This is a genomic window from Acidovorax sp. 62 (assembly GCF_002754495.1).
Lineage (GTDB): Bacteria > Pseudomonadota > Gammaproteobacteria > Burkholderiales > Burkholderiaceae_C > Acidovorax.
This window is the reverse complement of record NZ_PEFJ01000001.1, coordinates 4,784,577-4,800,009: the sequence shown is the minus strand read 5'-3', so window position 1 is coordinate 4,800,009 and position 15,433 is coordinate 4,784,577. Positions and strand designations below refer to the sequence as shown.

General features: G+C 63.9%; 12 protein-coding genes, 1 tRNA gene and 1 other RNA gene. 10 read left to right on the top strand and 4 right to left on the bottom strand.

Annotation, left to right across the window (positions count from 1 at the left end):
* Positions 1–6 precede the first annotated feature (6 nt).
* The 4 genes from CLU86_RS21575 to CLU86_RS21560 all read left to right on the top strand — a co-directional run bounded on the left by CLU86_RS21575 (position 7) and on the right by CLU86_RS21560 (position 4,521).
* The gene (locus tag CLU86_RS21575) at positions 7–810 is read left to right on the top strand and encodes an rRNA pseudouridine synthase (protein WP_099743062.1); all 804 of its coding nucleotides are present in this window, start codon (positions 7–9) and stop codon (positions 808–810) included.
* A 193-nt stretch (positions 811–1,003) separates the two neighbouring features.
* Complete coding sequence (locus CLU86_RS21570) at positions 1,004–2,272, top strand: YjgN family protein (protein WP_099743061.1); 1,269 nt, start codon at positions 1,004–1,006, stop codon at positions 2,270–2,272.
* A 1-nt stretch (position 2,273) separates the two neighbouring features.
* Entirely contained in the window at positions 2,274–3,524 is a 1,251-nt protein-coding gene (locus tag CLU86_RS21565; protein WP_099743060.1) for a M48 family metallopeptidase, read from the top strand.
* A gap of 331 nt (positions 3,525–3,855) precedes the next feature.
* Complete coding sequence (locus CLU86_RS21560; protein WP_099743059.1) at positions 3,856–4,521, top strand: peptidoglycan recognition family protein; 666 nt, start codon at positions 3,856–3,858, stop codon at positions 4,519–4,521.
* 494 nt (positions 4,522–5,015) lie between these two features.
* On the opposite strand, the gene rnpB is transcribed toward CLU86_RS21560, so the two are convergent.
* From rnpB to rtcR, 4 genes are all read right to left on the bottom strand, one after another.
* An RNA gene (gene rnpB, locus CLU86_RS21555) (RNase P RNA component class A) lies at positions 5,016–5,355 on the bottom strand.
* Positions 5,356–5,365: 10 nt separating this feature from the next.
* The gene (locus CLU86_RS21550; protein WP_233195159.1) at positions 5,366–6,547 is read right to left on the bottom strand and encodes an AAA family ATPase; all 1,182 of its coding nucleotides are present in this window, start codon (positions 6,545–6,547) and stop codon (positions 5,366–5,368) included.
* Entirely contained in the window at positions 6,535–7,494 is a 960-nt protein-coding gene (locus tag CLU86_RS21545; protein WP_099743058.1) for an RNA ligase family protein, read from the bottom strand. Before CLU86_RS21545 ends, CLU86_RS21550 begins: the two co-directional genes overlap by 13 nt.
* A gap of 486 nt (positions 7,495–7,980) precedes the next feature.
* Positions 7,981–9,609 (bottom strand): RNA repair transcriptional activator RtcR, encoded by a 1,629-nt coding sequence (gene rtcR / locus CLU86_RS21540; protein WP_099743057.1) that lies wholly within the window; start codon positions 9,607–9,609, stop codon positions 7,981–7,983.
* A gap of 350 nt (positions 9,610–9,959) precedes the next feature.
* Here rtcR and CLU86_RS21535 point away from each other — a divergent pair.
* The 6 genes from CLU86_RS21535 to rtcA all read left to right on the top strand — a co-directional run bounded on the left by CLU86_RS21535 (position 9,960) and on the right by rtcA (position 15,379).
* Positions 9,960–10,023 (top strand) — tRNA-OTHER (locus CLU86_RS21535).
* A 304-nt stretch (positions 10,024–10,327) separates the two neighbouring features.
* Positions 10,328–11,467 carry a slipin family protein gene (locus CLU86_RS21530; RefSeq protein ID WP_099743056.1) on the top strand — a complete coding sequence of 380 codons (1,140 nt, stop codon included), beginning with the start codon at positions 10,328–10,330 and terminating at the stop codon, positions 11,465–11,467.
* 46 nt (positions 11,468–11,513) lie between these two features.
* Positions 11,514–12,014 (top strand): hypothetical protein, encoded by a 501-nt coding sequence (locus tag CLU86_RS21525; protein ID WP_099743055.1) that lies wholly within the window; start codon positions 11,514–11,516, stop codon positions 12,012–12,014.
* Positions 12,015–12,045: 31 nt separating this feature from the next.
* The gene (locus tag CLU86_RS21520; protein WP_199175161.1) at positions 12,046–13,263 is read left to right on the top strand and encodes an RtcB family protein; all 1,218 of its coding nucleotides are present in this window, start codon (positions 12,046–12,048) and stop codon (positions 13,261–13,263) included.
* 185 nt (positions 13,264–13,448) lie between these two features.
* Complete coding sequence (locus CLU86_RS21515; RefSeq protein WP_099743053.1) at positions 13,449–14,309, top strand: nucleotidyltransferase domain-containing protein; 861 nt, start codon at positions 13,449–13,451, stop codon at positions 14,307–14,309.
* Positions 14,306–15,379, top strand: a complete 1,074-nt coding sequence (rtcA, locus tag CLU86_RS21510; RefSeq protein ID WP_099743052.1) for an RNA 3'-terminal phosphate cyclase — start codon at positions 14,306–14,308, stop codon at positions 15,377–15,379. The genes CLU86_RS21515 and rtcA overlap by 4 nt, the downstream gene beginning before the upstream one ends.
* Positions 15,380–15,433 lie beyond the last annotated feature (54 nt).

The following is a 15,433-nucleotide window of genomic DNA, read 5'->3' as shown; positions in this document are numbered from 1 at the left end:
GCTTTCATGACCGCACACAACCCCGACCCCACCCACATCCGCCTGGCCAAACGCGTGGCCGAACAACTGAGCTGCTCGCGCAGCACGGCCGAGCAATTCATCGAAGGCGGCTTTGTGAGCGTGGATGGCCAGGTGGAAGAAGCCCCCGGCGCCCGCGTGCGCCCCGACCAGACCGTGGTGGTGGCCCCAGACGCAAGCCTGCTGGAGTTGACCCCCGTGACGCTGCTGCTGCACAAGCCTGCGGGCTTTGAAGCGGGTCTGGGCCAGCCAGCCCAGGACGGCGCTGCCCACGGCCACACGGCGCACAGCAGCCGCAGCCAGGGCGCCGCACAGGCCATGTCGTTGCTGGGCAGTGCCTCGCACCTGAGCGAGGACGCCAGCGGCATCCGCGTGCTGCAGCGCCACTTCAAGCAACTCGAATGCTTTACCCCCCTGCCCACCGAAGCCAGCGGGCTGGTGGTCTACACGCAGGACAAACGCATCGCGCGCAAGCTGGCCGAGGACATTGAATCGCTGGAGCAGGAATGCATCGTCGAAGTAGCGGGCGAGATCGCTGCCAACGGCCTGCAGCGCCTGTGCCATGGCCTGTCGTTCAATGGCCGCCCACTGCCGCCCATCAAGGTGAGCTGGCAAAACGAAACCAAGCTGCGCTTTGCCTTGAAGGGCATCCGCCCCGGGCAGATTCCGGCCATGTGCGAGGCCGTGGGGCTGCGTGTGGTGGCCCTCAAGCGCATCCGCATTGGCCGTGTGCCACTGGCCAAGGTGCCCGAGGGCCAGTGGCGCTACCTGCAGCCGTGGGAGAAGTTCTAAACGCACCGTGCGCCAGCCAGCGATGGGGCGAGACCGCGCCCATGAAACCCGCGCAGGCGCCCCATCAATAGGTCCGAACGCTATTAAATGCATAGCTTCTCGCGCTGATTGAATGCGCGCTAGAGGCCATTTTTTCTGAATATTCGCCTGCCCCCGGCCGCTGCTAAACTGCGCCGACCATAGGAGGGAGCGAATGAACCAGAACCCCAAAGACGCTGCGCAAGAGCAGCCGTCTGTCTTTATGTCTCAGAACATTGAGGCCTACCCGATGGAGTTCACGGGCAGCGGCGGTGAGTACTTCCGCGTCTGGATCGTGAACGTGCTGCTGGGCATTGTCACGCTGGGCTTTTACACACCCTGGGCACGCCGCCGCACCGCCATGTATTTCTATGGCCACAGCATGGTGGCCAACAGCCCGCTCGAATTCACTGCGCAGCAGCGCAAGATGGTCATGGGCTTTGTGCTGCTGGTGCTCTTGTCCATCGCCTACAAGCTGGCGGCCAACACAGGCCAGGACCTGGCCGTGGCGTTGATGTTGCTGGGCGGCGCAGTGCTGGCCCCCTACATCTGGGCCAGTGCCATGCGCTTTCGCCTGGGCGCTACGCGCTGGCGCGGCCTGCGGCTGCAGTTTTCCGCCAGCTGGAAAGAGGTGTACCTGGCCAGCTGGCCCGTGTTTGCCCTGGCACTGGTGTGGTTTGGCGTGTTCTTTGGCATGCAGATGCTGTCGCCCGAGCTGGCCCAGATGCTGGACGAGCCCGCCATCCAAGGTGGCCCGAAGATTCGCCCGGAATTCACGCCCGCCATGGGCGGCTTGCTGGTGCTGGGCTTGATCCTGTCCATCCTGTGCTTCATCCGGCTGGAATACAACTACAAAAGCCTGCTGGTGCTGCGCGCCCGCCTGGGCGCCGAGCATGGCCGCTGGAAGCCGGTGTACATGGATTTTGTGAAGGTGTGGCTGGCCACGGTGGCGGTGTTCATTCTGTGCGCATTGCTTGTCTGGGCCGTCACGGCAGCGCTGATGGGCGGCTCCATCGCCATGCTGATGATGGGCCAGGGCAGCAAGGGCAACATCTTGTGGATCATCCTGATTGCCATCGTGGGCGTCATCGCATTCTTCTTTCTGCTGCTGCTTGCATCGGCCCCCGCCCGCGCCTACCGCGAGGCCCGCATGTTCCAGCTGCTGTGGAACAACATCGGCGTGAGCCAGATTGCCCGCTTCAAGTGCAACCTGCGCGCAGGCCGCTTTGTGCGCCTGCGCCTCAAAAACATGGTGCTGACACTGCTGACGCTGGGCTTTTACCGCCCGTTTGCACGGGTCAGCGAATACCGCATGAAGCTGGAATCGGTCACGCTGCACATCAAGGGCGGCGCCGACCAAGTGGCAGGCGCGCTGGTGCGCCAGCAAGAAGGCGGGCTGGGCGATGCCCTGGCCGATGCCGCCGGGCTGGACCTGATCGGCTGACATGGACAAACCCCTGCGTGCGCCCACCCTGCTGGCGGGCCGCTGGTTTGACGGCCTGAGCAGCAAGCCCCGCCCCGTCACGGTGGCGGTGCAACCCGGCACCAAGGGCCCCTCGCTGGCGCTGCATCTGCTGTCAGAGCCCGGGGCGCCCGCTGCGGTGTTCACCCACGACCAGGTCGACTGGCCCGAAGCCTGGAGCGAGCGCCGCCCCCAGCCCCGCGTGGTGGTGGACCTGCGCGAGCGCGGCAGCCTGGAAGTGGACGCCGTCACCCAGTGGTACGCGGCCCTGGCCGCCGCCGGCGCCCGCCCCGGCGTGGCCCAGCGCATGCAAACGCGCTGGCCCCTGCTGCTGGGGGTGATGGCGGCCTCGGCCATCGGCCTGGGGCTGTTTTACCGCTATGGCACCCCGTGGGCGGCCACGCAGCTGACACGCTTTGTGCCGCTGGGCTGGGAAACCCGCCTGTCTGACAACGTGCTGCAGCGCATGGACAGCGGATACCTCAAACCCAGCAAACTGCCTGCAGAGCGCCAGGCGCAGCTCACGGCACGCTTTGACGCCCTGGTACAGCAAACCCCAGCCGGGTTGCGGCGCTACCCCGGGTACCAGCCGCAACTGAAGCTGGAGTTCCGCTCGGGCATGCCAGCCAACGCCTTTGCCCTGCCCGGCGGCAAGGTGGTGATGACGGACGACATCGTCAAAGTGGCGGCCGACAAAGGCATCAGCGACGATGCGCTGGTGGGCGTGCTGGCCCACGAAATCGGCCACGTGGTGCACCGCCACGGCATGCGCATGGTGGTGGAGCAAGGCGTTCTGAACATGGGCCTGGGGCTGGCGCTGGGCGACGTGTCTGCAGTGGTGTCCACCGGCGCCACCGTGCTGACCGGCCGCGCCTACAGCCGCAACCACGAGCGCGAGGCCGACTGCTATGCCATCGCCCTGATGGGGCACGCGGCCTTGCCCACAGCCCCCATGGGCAAGCTGCTGCTGGCGATTGCACGTGAAGACGAAGCCGAGGACAAGAAGCGAAAGCCCGGCGAGACCACGGCATCGGCCAATCAGAACCCATCCCCCGCGCCCCAACCCGCCGAAGCGGGTAGCGCGCCCGCCAGTGCACCACAGCCGGCCCCCAAGGCCCCTGTCCAAGCCAAGGCACAAGCGCATCCGGTGTGGTCTTTGCTGAGCAGCCACCCCGACACCGTGCAACGCGCCACCGAGCTGGAGCAAGGGCACGCGCCGCATTGCCCGCGGTAGCACGGACTTTAAAGATGGGCTGCCGCACGTCCTGCGGCCTGCTGTAGCGCCGTCTCGTAGGGGTTTTGCTGCCCACCCCCGTACAGCACCCGGTGCGCCTCGGTAAGCCAGCATCAAACACCTCCCTGCGCGGCTCACCTCTCATTCCTTTAGGAACATGAACAGGCCAAGCAATAGCGGCGTACCCAATGGCGCGAGAAATGCGGCCCCACAAAACACGGTCAACAGCAGTACAAACGCCCCACTAGTAATCGCACATATAGCCTCACGCGCCCTCAATAGGCACACTGCCACCTGACTTTTGACCCCATAAACTTCAGGAGGATCACCAATGAACGTGAATGCGCTTACCAGTTCGGGAACAGTGCCGGGGGGCAACGCGGCAAGCGAAGGTTTGATCATCAAAGACGGCTTTATCGCCGATCCGCGCGTGGTGGACAAACGCGTGGCGGCACTGGAACACGGCGCGATGACCAAGGTCGATGCCATCGTCCTGCACCAAACCGACAGCAGCACCATGAACCTAAACCACGCCAAAGCCGATGGAATCGGTGCGCACTTTTACATTGAGAAAGATGGCACCATCTACCAGACTGCACGTCTAGACCAAAGCGTGTACAGCGTCGGCAAAATTCGATCCCGATGCGATGACAGCCAGACCTGCGGCAAAGAAGAACAGACAGCGATCGATACGCTCATGCAATCCCATGCGAGTTACGGCGCTAAAGTCAAAACGCTCAACAACCGTGAGCAGGCCAAGGCCTACCCCGATCGATATCCGACCAACGGTGACTCGGTGGCCATTGAAGTGGTCGGAAAATTCGACTCCAAAACAAAGCTGTTCGAACGCCCCACAGCGGAGCAAACCGAATCACTGCAATGGCTCACTCAAGCACTGAGCCATCACTACCAGCTGGACTTACAAACGGACGTTTACCGTCACTCCGATATCTCTTACAAACAGGCCGATGAGGCTAAGAGTTTGGTGTTTCAATGAGGGCGCTACTGGTCGCCCTCTTGTCTTGTGCGGCCTGTGCATCAGCAATGGCGCAACCACCAAAGCTACACTGGGTACAAAGTTTTGCAGTGAAAGAAAGCGCGCGCAACCACTGTGACGCGCCCCGCTTTAGCGAAGCCGAGTTGAGAGCGTATTTTTTGCACGAAGCCCAGCGGGTACCTGAAGAAGGTTTCGCGCAACGTGACTGGGCCGGTTGCTATGCGGAAGGCTTCGCGATAGACGCCCGAGGTAGACGCCAGCTACGCTGGCAGCTCGACGTGTTGGGGACAGGGACCATCACGTGGGCAGATGGCCGAGTCCGTCACTTCGCGCGCGAGCAGTAAGGCATGTCCCGCTCACCGCCTGCTGCCTGCCTTAGCACCTCCCCACGACCAATTTGCGGGCAGCAGTCAACGCGTAAGCAGCGAAGTGATCCAGTACACAGCCAAGATAAAGGGCTGGTGCACCTGTATGCACCAGCCCTTTTCAATAAAGCGTGAAGCGCGCCGATAAGCCGGATTCTGTGCACCACGGTTGCCCGCAGTGTGACCGCCATTAATCTGGGCCGGGTGTCGCCACCACGGCTCGGTGCTACCTACCCGCCAACTCTGCGGAACCACATCAACGTTGGCCTACTTGGTATTGCTGCGCGTAGAGATTGCCCGTTTCACCCCCAGTGGTCTACCTTGCGGCACTCCCCCGGGACTCGTCTCTGTTGCTCTGATCCTCACCTCACGGTGGGCAGCCGTTAGCTGCTACGCTGTCCTGTGCAGTCCGGACGTTCCTCCAGTGCCTGGTTTCCCAGATTGCACCAGCGGCGGTCTGGCGCGCTTCACGGCGTGGATTATCCCCCAGTTGGCAATGCCACTCCGTCCCCATACACAACATGGTGTGCTTCGGTCGGCAGAGGAGCCTCCCAGCGATGCAGCATTCGCAGTAATGCCGCATTGGTCAGCGTGGTGTCGCGACGCTGGTTGCGGCGCAGCAGTTCGGGCAAGGGCTGCTCCAAGTGCACGATGTCCACCTGCGCATGGTAGGCATACAACAGGTCCAGCGTCTTGTCGCGCATGCTGTGCGAGAGATGGGTGGCATTCCATACGAACGGGGCCTGGGCGCGCAGCAGGGCACGCGCCTGGTCCCAAACTTGGTGGGCCACCTTGCCTTCGTTGTCGCCATGGGCCAAACCCAGAGCCTCGCGGGCATCGTCAAACGACACTACAGGAAGGTCTGGCCGGTGCTTTCCCACCCAATGGTTCTTGCCCGATGCGGGCAAGCCACACATCACCGTAACGCGCGATCCCGGCTGCGGGTGCAGCGGCTCGTCTGGATACAGGCGCGTGCCACGGAAGTACTGCAGCGCCGTGTGGACGTCCGCAAAGTGGCGCGGGCGGTCCCACGCGCCCTCCTCTCGCACCAGTTCCTCCAGCAAAAGCAGATCTTCCAGATGGCTCGCCTGGTCCTGGCAAACGCGCCCCCGCATGTCGGCACGGGCCACAGCCAGCAATTCGGACCAGCGCAACTCCCATGACAGCTTGCGGACCACGTATTCCGGCGGAGTTCCCCGGTGCGAGTGCCACACGAAGAACGGCTGCTGGTGCACTGCGATCAGGCGGCAGATGGCCTCGCGCAGTTCCCACGGGCAGCCACTGAGCCACAGCAGAACCCGCGCGTCCACCGCGCCGCGCTGGGAATGCCCAGGCTGGCGGATGCGGCCCGTCGCCTCGTCCACCACCGTGGTGGCGGGCTTGGCAATGTCGTGCAGCAGCGCAGCCATGAACATCACCCACTGCCGGTCCAGCAAGGCCTGCTGGAAGGTCGCATCTTCGCGCAGGCACGCAATCACCCAGCGGGTGTGGGTGCCGACATCGCCTTCGGCGTGGTGCACCGGGTCCTGCGGTGTGGTGTCGAGCACGCGCAGGGCTTCGATGGCCTCACAGCACAGTGCCCAGTCCAGGTCCTGCCCCGGCAGGGGCAGCAGCTTGCGCAGCACCGCATAGGGCGCCACGCGCATCATCAACGGCGCCATAGGGCACCTCCTTTCCGTGCGCGGCGCACACGCGCCGCGTCATTGGCATGGTGGGCTTGCAAAGCCTCCAGGCCGTATAAACATTGCGCCCCCAGGTCTGCCCAGTGGCAACTCATCTGTGGGGCATACAGATCCACACCCGAGGCCAAACCGTTGGGCACGATAGGACGCTCGCTGTGATGCGAGCCCGAATCCAGGATGTGCTGCACAAAATCCGCGCGCACCAGTTTGAAACGCGCCAGCACTTTGTGCCCGTCCTCCAACTTCATGTACAGCCCCTCGGCCAACGGCGAGGGATCGCTCTGCTGGCGGCACAGCGCGTGCGGCAGGCCCAGGCGTTCAATGCAGGCGTCCAGGGCCTCACTCCAGCCGGGTGTGCGTGCGAGCGATGGCCCCACCAGCGACCACAGCCAATCCGCCCGCTCGGGCATGGGGCCTTCATACAGCACAGGTACAGAAACCACCGGCAGTCGTGCCAGAAGAGCATGTCGCCGCGGGGTGGACAGAAAGCACTGCTGCGCACGGTCCCACACATCGAACTCCAGCAGGTAATGCGGAAGCTGGTCGTAGAACATCGAGTGCTTGGCAAACATCCATTCGCCGTACAGCACATAGCGGTCGTGCAAACACTCCAGCAGCGCGACTTCGTGCGCTCGGGCCCACGGGTGCAGGGCCGCAAACTGGCGCTCCCGCGCCCCACCCAGCAGGTAATGGCCACGGGACTGCAGGCACAGCTCACCACCTTCGGTGAAAGAGATGGCACAGTTGGCACCGTCCATCTTTTCTTCGATAACGGCGTGGCGGCCAGCCAGCGGCGAGAGGGGTTGCACACCGGGTGCATCGCCAGCCTGGTGGCGCGATCCCTCCAGGTGCGGCGTGCGCGGGTAGCGCAGGATGGGCAGCGAAAGCTGCGCAGCCACAGGGGTATTCAAGAGCGTATTCGTCATGGCGCGCTCCTCCTTACAAATCAGGTCTGATCGGAACGCAACCCGGGTTTGAGGGCACTCAGGCGCAAGGCGAAACGCCGCGCGCTGAGACAGAAGCGGTGCTCCCAAAGCACCACCACAGGTTGCGAAAAACGAAGAAGCCCGACCGCGTGATCTTGGGCGAGAGCAACCGCGCACGAAGAGGCGCGGGGCGAGGCTGGCAGGCGACATGCCGCTGCAGCGCTGAAAGCGATGCCCGCCGATCATGGCATCGGCGAGTACGTCCCAGAGGTGCAGGTCAGAGGTTGCCGGCGCGCGGCTTCAGCAAGCGATGAAGAAGGTATGCATGGAAACTCCTGGCGCCATGGTTCGACGCGATATGCAAGTCTTGAGGAGTGCTTGCCATAGTGAACATCGTCACTCTGGCAAGGGGCGCGATGCTAACGGCTGCACCACACGCAGGTCAATCCGCGCTGTGCGCGGAATGCAACACTCGCGCGCATCGACTCAACGCTGTACGGCCCGCTCCCAATCCAGCCCAAACCGCGCAAGGTACTTGCGCAGCCGGTCCGCATCGTTGACCACCGTTCGCTGCGCGCGCGAGGCCTGGAACAGCATTCGCCCCGCATCCGACAAGGTGCGCGACTGGCGGCAGACCTGCAGCACAGCGGCAAGTTGAAGCTGGTCGAACAGGTCCATGGACTCCACGGCATCCCTGCCCAGCAACTCCGCCAGATCGTCACGGCCCAAAGTACCTGGGGCGGACGCGATGCCGTTGTGCGCATCGCTGGCAGGTTGCCAGAGCCAGCGCAGGCGGGCCATCTCGGCCTCCACCAGGGGCAGGCCAATGCGGCCACTGTCGGCCAAGGTCGCCAGGCGCGTCACACTCGCGGACAGGTCGCGGAAATTGCCCGTCCACAGCGCCTCGGGCGATTGGGCGTAGCGCAGGTAGGCGGTGCGGGCCTCGTTCGACAGGCGCACGCTGCGGCCCAGCTCTTCGCCCGCACGCACCAGCAGGTGCTCCACGTTGGGCTCTATGTCCTCAGGCCGCTGCGCCAGGCCAGGCAGCACATAGCTCCAGAGGTTGATGCGCGCAAACAGGTCTTCGCGAAAGCGCCCTGCAGCCACCTCGGTGCGCAGGTCGCGGTTGGTGCCTGCCACCAGCTGAAAGTCGCTTTCTACCTCACGGTCACTGCCCATGGGATAAAAGCGCTTTTCTTCCACCGCCTTGAGCAGCATGGCCTGCTCGTCCAGGCCCAGCTCGCCAATCTCGTCCAAGAACAGTACGCCCTCGTGCGCCGCGCGCAGCAGGCCGGGCCGGTCTGCCGCAGCCCCCGTGAAGGCGCCCTTTTTGTGGCCAAACAAAGTGGATGCGGCACCATCTCCGCGCAGGGTGGCGCAGTTCACTTCCACAAATACGCCCTGCACCTGGTGGCGCGCCTTCTTCAGTTCAAACATGCGCCGCGCCAGGTGCGACTTGCCCGCGCCCGTGGGCCCGGTGAACAGGATGGGCGCACGCGAGCGCACCGCCACGCGCTCCACCTCGTCGATCAGTGCGTTGAAGCGCGCGTTGCGCGTGGCAATGCCGCTCTTGAGGAAATCGACCGCATCGCGCTGCTCTGCGCCAAAGCGCTGGGCGATCACGTCGTAGCGCGACAGGTCGAGGTCGATCAGCGCATAACTGCCCGGGTTGCCCGACTGCTGTCGCTTGGGCGGTGAGGTTTGCACCAACACACCCGGAATGCGGCGCGACTCCACCAGCAAAAACAGGCAGATCTGCGCTACGTGGGTGCCGGTGGTGATGTGCGTCCAGTACTCCTCGCGTTCGGTGTCAAAGCGGTAGGCCTGCACCCAGTCAAACAGCTGGGCATACACCTCGCCAAAGTCCCACGGGTCAGCCATCGGCAGGGGCACGAGGTTCACCGTGGTCTCGGGCGATGCGATGGCCATGTCGGACTGCACCAGCTGGGCCAGGTCTTTGTGCGCGGGGGTGTAGAGCAGTTCCAGCCGCTCGATCACCACGTCTTCGTGCTGCACCAACGACACCGTGGGGCGCCACTTCTCCCACCGCCCCGCGCCCCGGCCGGAATCGAGTTGCGTGCCCAAGAAGCCAATCACCACCTTGTTTTTTCGCATATCTATTTATCTAATTAACTAGCTTTCATTCTAGTAATTATTCATAAGGCATTTGGGCGACCCCAACAGAGAAAAAACTTTATTCAATCAAATCAATAGGTTAAAAGGTTTTTACACCTATACCAGCCACCTGGCATGCATCTGGCAATAGATAGAGCATCCAGCGCAAACGGTGACCGCTGACAGGCCGGGGTTAGGACTAACGTTCGCCCCGCCGGTGCCGGGCATCCGGAGCCTTCGGGTTCTATTGATGTTCTGCATGCCGCACATCGCAAACGCTGGGTAACGACACGGTCGTGGTGACCACTCCGAAAGGACGTGTCTGGTTCGACTCCAGGCGTGCCACCACTGGTAGCTCATTGGTAGAGCAACCTCGCAAGAGGTCTGTAGCAGGTTCGACTCCTGCCCATTACTCCGGCCGCAAGGCCGGAACTTTGTACCGGTCGAAAGACCACCCGCCGAACGCGGGGAGAGGCCCCCAGGTTGCGCCGCAACCGCCAGGGTTTCACCCCGTCAGCCGGTGGCGGTTTGTGCCAGCACCCGGCACAGCCCGCGCCCGCAGCCAGCCGCGCTGCCGCCCTCCCCACTTGGGGCTGGGTTGGCAACCACGGCGCACTGCACGGCCCAGGCTGCGCCCCCTGGGGCCCCCCTGCTGCTGTAACGGCAACCCGATATGTGACGAGTGACGACAACGAAGAACGATAGAGAGGAAATAAAAATGCTGAAGATCCAACGCGCCACAGTGAAGAAAAACGAACGCGCCCTGCTACTGCGCAACGGCAGTTTTGACCGCGTGCTGCGCAGCGGCACCCACTGGCTGTTTGCGGGCATGGACCAGTTGCGCGTGGAGACCTTCGCCCTCGAACAACCCGCCTTCACCCACGGCCTGGCCGACTACCTGATGGCGCAAGAACCCGCCGTAGTGGCCGCCGAGTTTGTGCAGGTGAGCCTGTCGGAAACCGAAGTGGGCCTGCGCAGCGAAAACGGCGTGCTGGTCGAGATCTTGCCGCCTGGCACCCGCCGCCTTTATTGGAAAGGTTTGGTGGATGTGAGCGTGCAAGTGGTGGACCTGCAAGCAGGCGCAGAACTGCCCGCCGCACTGGTGGCGCGATTGACGCAAACCCAGCTGCGCCAGCGCAGCGTGACCGGCTTGGCCGGTGTGCTGCAGGTGCAGGTGCCCGAGAGCCAGTGCGCACTATTGACGGTGGACGGCAAGGTCGAGCGCCTGCTGACGGCGGGCACCTACGCCTTCTGGAAGTACGGCCGCACCGTGGCGGTGGAACTGGTGGATTTGCGCCTGCAAGCCGTGGAGGTCTCGGGCCAGGACATCATGACCCGTGACAAGGTGGGCCTGCGCCTGAACCTGTGCGCCACCTACCGCTACACCGATGTGCTGCGCGCCTTTTCCCAGTTGCAAAAGCCTGCCGACCACCTGTACCGCGAACTGCAATTTGCGCTGCGCGCCGCCGTGGGCACCCGCACGCTCGACGAGCTGCTGGAAAACAAGACGGTGATCGACGAAGTGGTGACCGCGCACATGGCCGCCAAGCTGCAGCCCTATGGCATGCAGCTGGAGAGCGTGGGTGTGAAGGACATCGTGCTGCCGGGCGAGATGAAAACCATCCTGACCCAGGTGGTGCAAGCCCAAAAGCAGGCTGAGGCCAACGTGATCCGCCGCCGCGAAGAAACCGCCGCCACGCGCTCGCTGCTCAACACCGCCAAGGTGATGGAGGACAACCCCATCGCCCTGCGCATGAAAGAGCTGGAGACGCTGGAGCGCGTGGCCGAGCGGATCGACAAGATCTCGGTGTTTGGCGGCCTGGATCAGGTGCTCAATGGATTGGTAAAGATGCGCTGAACGGGAGCGGTGAAATCCGCCCAGGCGCGCACAACGAAAGAACGACATGATGGAAGAACAACCGCAAGCACTTATCTCCTATCAAGTGGACGAGGCGGGCTGGGCAGATCTGCGCGTATCCGCGCAGCCACAGCCACTGGACTTTTCGGTGAGTTTTCTGCACGACTCACTGGGCGACTTGGCCCACATGGGCCTGGCTCTACAAAACGGGGCCACCAAGGCCAAGGCCGTTTTCATGTGCGAACCGGGTGAAGTGATGCTGGTAGTCACAGGAGCGAAGAACGTGCTGCAGTACGAGCTGCGCGAATACAGCGATTGGGCCAGCTGGGGCTTGGTGGCAATGGACGACCACATGGTGGTCGCTCGCGGCGAAATCCAACGCCACGAGCTAGTGCGCAATATTCACGAAATCTTGCAGCGCATAGACGTTGAAGTGGGAGCGAAGCAATATCGTGAGATGTGGATAGCGCACGACTTCCCACAGCAGGACTACGAAAGCCTGTCGATCGCGCTGCACCAACGATGCAATGTATCCACCGAAAAATAGCGGTGAAACGAAGATGAAAAAAGAACAAGCCATGAACTACGAACAACTCGAAATCCCGGGCGGCGTGCCCGTAAAAATGTGGACCAACGGCGTGCCCGTGGAGGAAGAAGCCAAGAACCAGCTGCGCAACATTGCGCGCCTGCCCATCGTGTTCAAGCACGTGGCGGTGATGCCCGACGTGCACCTGGGGATCGGTGCCACCATCGGCTCGGTGGTACCCACCCTCAAGGCAATCATCCCGGCTGCGGTGGGGGTGGACCTGGGGTGCGGAATGATGGCGTGCAAGACCACGCTCACCGCCAGCGACCTGCCCGACAACCTGTCCGGCGTGCGCGCCGCCATCGAACGCGCCGTGCCGGTGGGGATGACGCCCAAGCGCTTTGGCCGCGATAAGGGAAGCTGGGATACGCCGCCCTCCGAAACCGACCGCGCCTGGGCTGGGCTGGTGGATGAGTTCAAGGAAATCTGCGAGGCGCACCCGCGTATCGAGAAGACCAACAACTACAAGCACCTGGGAACGCTGGGAACGGGTAACCACTTCATCGAAATCTGCCTGGACGAACACCAGTCTGTATGGGTGATGCTGCACTCGGGCTCGCGCGGGGTGGGGAACGCCATCGGCACCCACTTCATCGAGCTGGCCAAGAAGGATGCCGAGATGAACCAGCGCAACCTGCCCGATAAAGACCTCGCGTACTTCGAGGAAGGCGCGCAGTACTTTGGTGACTACGTGAAGGCCGTGGGGTGGGCGCAGAAATTTGCCGCCGCCAACCGCGAGGTGATGATGGGCCGCGTGATTGCCGCGCTGCGCAAGGTCATCACCAAGCCCTTCGAGACGCACGTGGAAGCCGTGAACTGCCACCACAACTACGTGCAGCGCGAAACGCACTTCGGGCAAGACGTTTTCGTAACCCGCAAGGGCGCGGTGAGTGCCGAGCAAGGCAAGCTGGGGATCATCCCGGGGAGCATGGGGGCCAAGAGCTTCATCGTGCGCGGAAAAGGCAACCCCGAGAGCTTCAACAGCTGTAGCCACGGCGCAGGCCGCACCATGAGCCGCACCAAGGCCAAGAAGCTGTTCACCGTGGAAGACCAGATCAAGGCGACCGAGGGTGTGGAATGCCGAAAAGACGCGGATGTGATCGACGAAATCCCGATGGCGTACAAGAACATTGACGCGGTGATGGCGGCACAGGAAGACCTGGTGGAAGTGGTGTACACGCTCAAGCAGGTGGTGTGTGTGAAGGGGTAGCCCCCCTGTGCCGCTGCGCGGCTTCCCCCCAGGGGGACGACGCCCTCGCTGCGGAGCGGCGCGGCCAGCCTAGGCCCTTGCTTGGCGTCTCTCGCTGGGGCCGCGCCAGTTGCAAACCGGCATGACGAATACTACATTTTTGATAGCTGCTAGCGCTTATAAATAAAGCGCTACAGCCCTTTTTTATGCATACATCAGAAGAAAAAGAAATGCTGCGCTCCGCCCACCCGGTGGAGCCCCACATGCGCACGCAGGTGCTGAAAGCCCTGCGCGACATCGAAGCCCGGCACGACGTGGCGGTGCTCTTCGCCTGCGAATCCGGCAGCCGGGGCTGGGGCTTTGCCTCGCCCGACAGCGACTACGACGTGCGCTTCATCTACGTGAACCGCCTGCCCTGGTACCTGACCGTAGCCCCGGGCCGCGACGTGATCGAGCTGCCCATCAGCGGCGACCTGGATGTGAACGGCTGGGACCTGCGCAAGGCCCTGGGCCTGCTGCGCGAGTCCAACCCCACGCTGCTCGAATGGCTGGGCTCACCCATCGTCTACCGCGAAGAGGCCGACACCATGGCGCAGTTCCGCGCGCTGGCGGCGCAAGTGTTCTCCAACGCCAAGGGCTGGCACCACTACGCATCCATGGCCAAGAAGAACTTTCGAGAGCACCTGCAGGCCGACGAGGTGCGCTACAAGAAGTACCTGTACGTGTTGCGCCCCCTGCTGGCCGCGCGGTGGATACGCACGCAGCCCGGCGTGCCACCCATGCGCTTTGCCGAACTGGCCCAGCACACGCTGCACCCCGTGCAGGATGCGGCGCTGGTCGATGAGATCAACGCCCTGCTGGAGGTGAAGATGCGCGCGGGCGAAGCTGCCACCAGCCCGCGATGGCCCGGCATCCATGCGTTCATCGAGGCCGAGCTGGCGCGCAATGCGGCAGAGCCGGTGCAGCCACTGCCCGTGCCCGGCTACGCCGCGCTGGATACGCTGCTGCATGACACCGTGTTGCGGTTCAGCACCCGCACGGCGGCTGAAGCGGAGGCATCGCCATGACGGAACTCGCTGTGACACCCCTCACCCTCGACGGCTCCACCGGCGAAGGCGGCGGTCAAATCCTGCGCACAGGCCTGGCCCTTTCCATGGTCACGGGCCGGCCGCTGCACATCACGCGCATCCGCGCCGGGCGGCCCAAGCCGGGGCTGATGCGCCAGCACCTGGCCTGCGTGCAAGCGGCGGTGGCCGTGTGCGGCGGGCAGGCCGAGGGTGCTGAGCTGAACTCGCAAACGCTGGTGTTCACGCCCGGCGTGGTGCGTGCGGGTGACTACCGTTTTCAGATTGCCACCGCAGGCAGTTGCCTGCTGGTGCTGCAGACGGTGCTGCCCGCGCTGATGCTGGCCGATGCCCCCAGCCAGGTCGAACTGATGGGCGGCACGCACAACCCGATGGCACCGCCGTTTGATTTTCTGGAGCGCGCCTTTGCGCCGCTGGTGCGGCGCCTGGGCGTGGGGCTGGAGCTGGAGCTCAAGCGCCGTGGCTTCTTTCCTGCGGGCGGTGGCGAGCTGGTGGCGCGCATCACGCCCACGGCATCCACCCAGCAGCCGCTGGTGCCCGTGGACGTGCTGACACGCGGCCCGCTGCAAAACGCCTGGGGCGAGGCACTGGCGCCCGGCATCTCGCGCGGGGTGGCGGTGCGCGAGCTGCAGACCCTGGGCCAGCGCATGGGCTGGACACAGGAGTCAGGCCAACTGCGCCAGCCGCCCACACGGCAGAACGAGGGGCCCGGCAACGCACTGATCGCCACGCTGGAGCATGCCCACATCACCGAGGTGTTTTGCCAGCTGGGTGAACGCAGCCTGTCGGCCGAGCAGGTGGCCAAGCGGCTGGTGGACGAGGTGCGCGCCTACCAGCGCAGCGCGGGCGCCCTGGGCCCGCACCTGGCCGACCAGTGGATGCTGCCGCTGGCCCTGGCGGTGTGGCGCAGCGGACAGACGGCCTGCTACACCTGCACCAAGGTCACGCCGCACACAGAGACCAACGCGCAGACCATTGCGCTGGGGCTGCCCGTGCGGGTGCAGATCACGCCGGTGGAGCGGGCCATGCATGTCGAGATTGCACCCGCGTAATCCGCAGCCGATGCCGCAGCGCGGCATATCCATATCACCCAGACAGCACAACAA

Excerpts from the sequence above, each read along its gene's own strand:
- CLU86_RS21575 (WP_099743062.1), top strand. The coding sequence starts at position 7 with ATGACCGCACACAACCCCGACCCCACCCACATCCGCCTGGCCAAACGC.
- CLU86_RS21570 (WP_099743061.1), top strand. The coding sequence starts at position 1,004 with ATGAACCAGAACCCCAAAGACGCTGCGCAAGAGCAGCCGTCTGTCTTT.
- CLU86_RS21565 (WP_099743060.1), top strand. The coding sequence starts at position 2,274 with ATGGACAAACCCCTGCGTGCGCCCACCCTGCTGGCGGGCCGCTGGTTT.
- CLU86_RS21560 (WP_099743059.1), top strand. The coding sequence starts at position 3,856 with ATGAACGTGAATGCGCTTACCAGTTCGGGAACAGTGCCGGGGGGCAAC.
- CLU86_RS21550 (WP_233195159.1), bottom strand. The coding sequence starts at position 6,547 with ATGGCGCCGTTGATGATGCGCGTGGCGCCCTATGCGGTGCTGCGCAAG.
- CLU86_RS21545 (WP_099743058.1), bottom strand. The coding sequence starts at position 7,494 with ATGACGAATACGCTCTTGAATACCCCTGTGGCTGCGCAGCTTTCGCTG.
- rtcR (WP_099743057.1), bottom strand. The coding sequence starts at position 9,609 with ATGCGAAAAAACAAGGTGGTGATTGGCTTCTTGGGCACGCAACTCGAT.
- CLU86_RS21530 (WP_099743056.1), top strand. The coding sequence starts at position 10,328 with ATGCTGAAGATCCAACGCGCCACAGTGAAGAAAAACGAACGCGCCCTG.
- CLU86_RS21525 (WP_099743055.1), top strand. The coding sequence starts at position 11,514 with ATGATGGAAGAACAACCGCAAGCACTTATCTCCTATCAAGTGGACGAG.
- CLU86_RS21520 (WP_199175161.1), top strand. The coding sequence starts at position 12,046 with ATGAACTACGAACAACTCGAAATCCCGGGCGGCGTGCCCGTAAAAATG.
- CLU86_RS21515 (WP_099743053.1), top strand. The coding sequence starts at position 13,449 with ATGCATACATCAGAAGAAAAAGAAATGCTGCGCTCCGCCCACCCGGTG.
- rtcA (WP_099743052.1), top strand. The coding sequence starts at position 14,306 with ATGACGGAACTCGCTGTGACACCCCTCACCCTCGACGGCTCCACCGGC.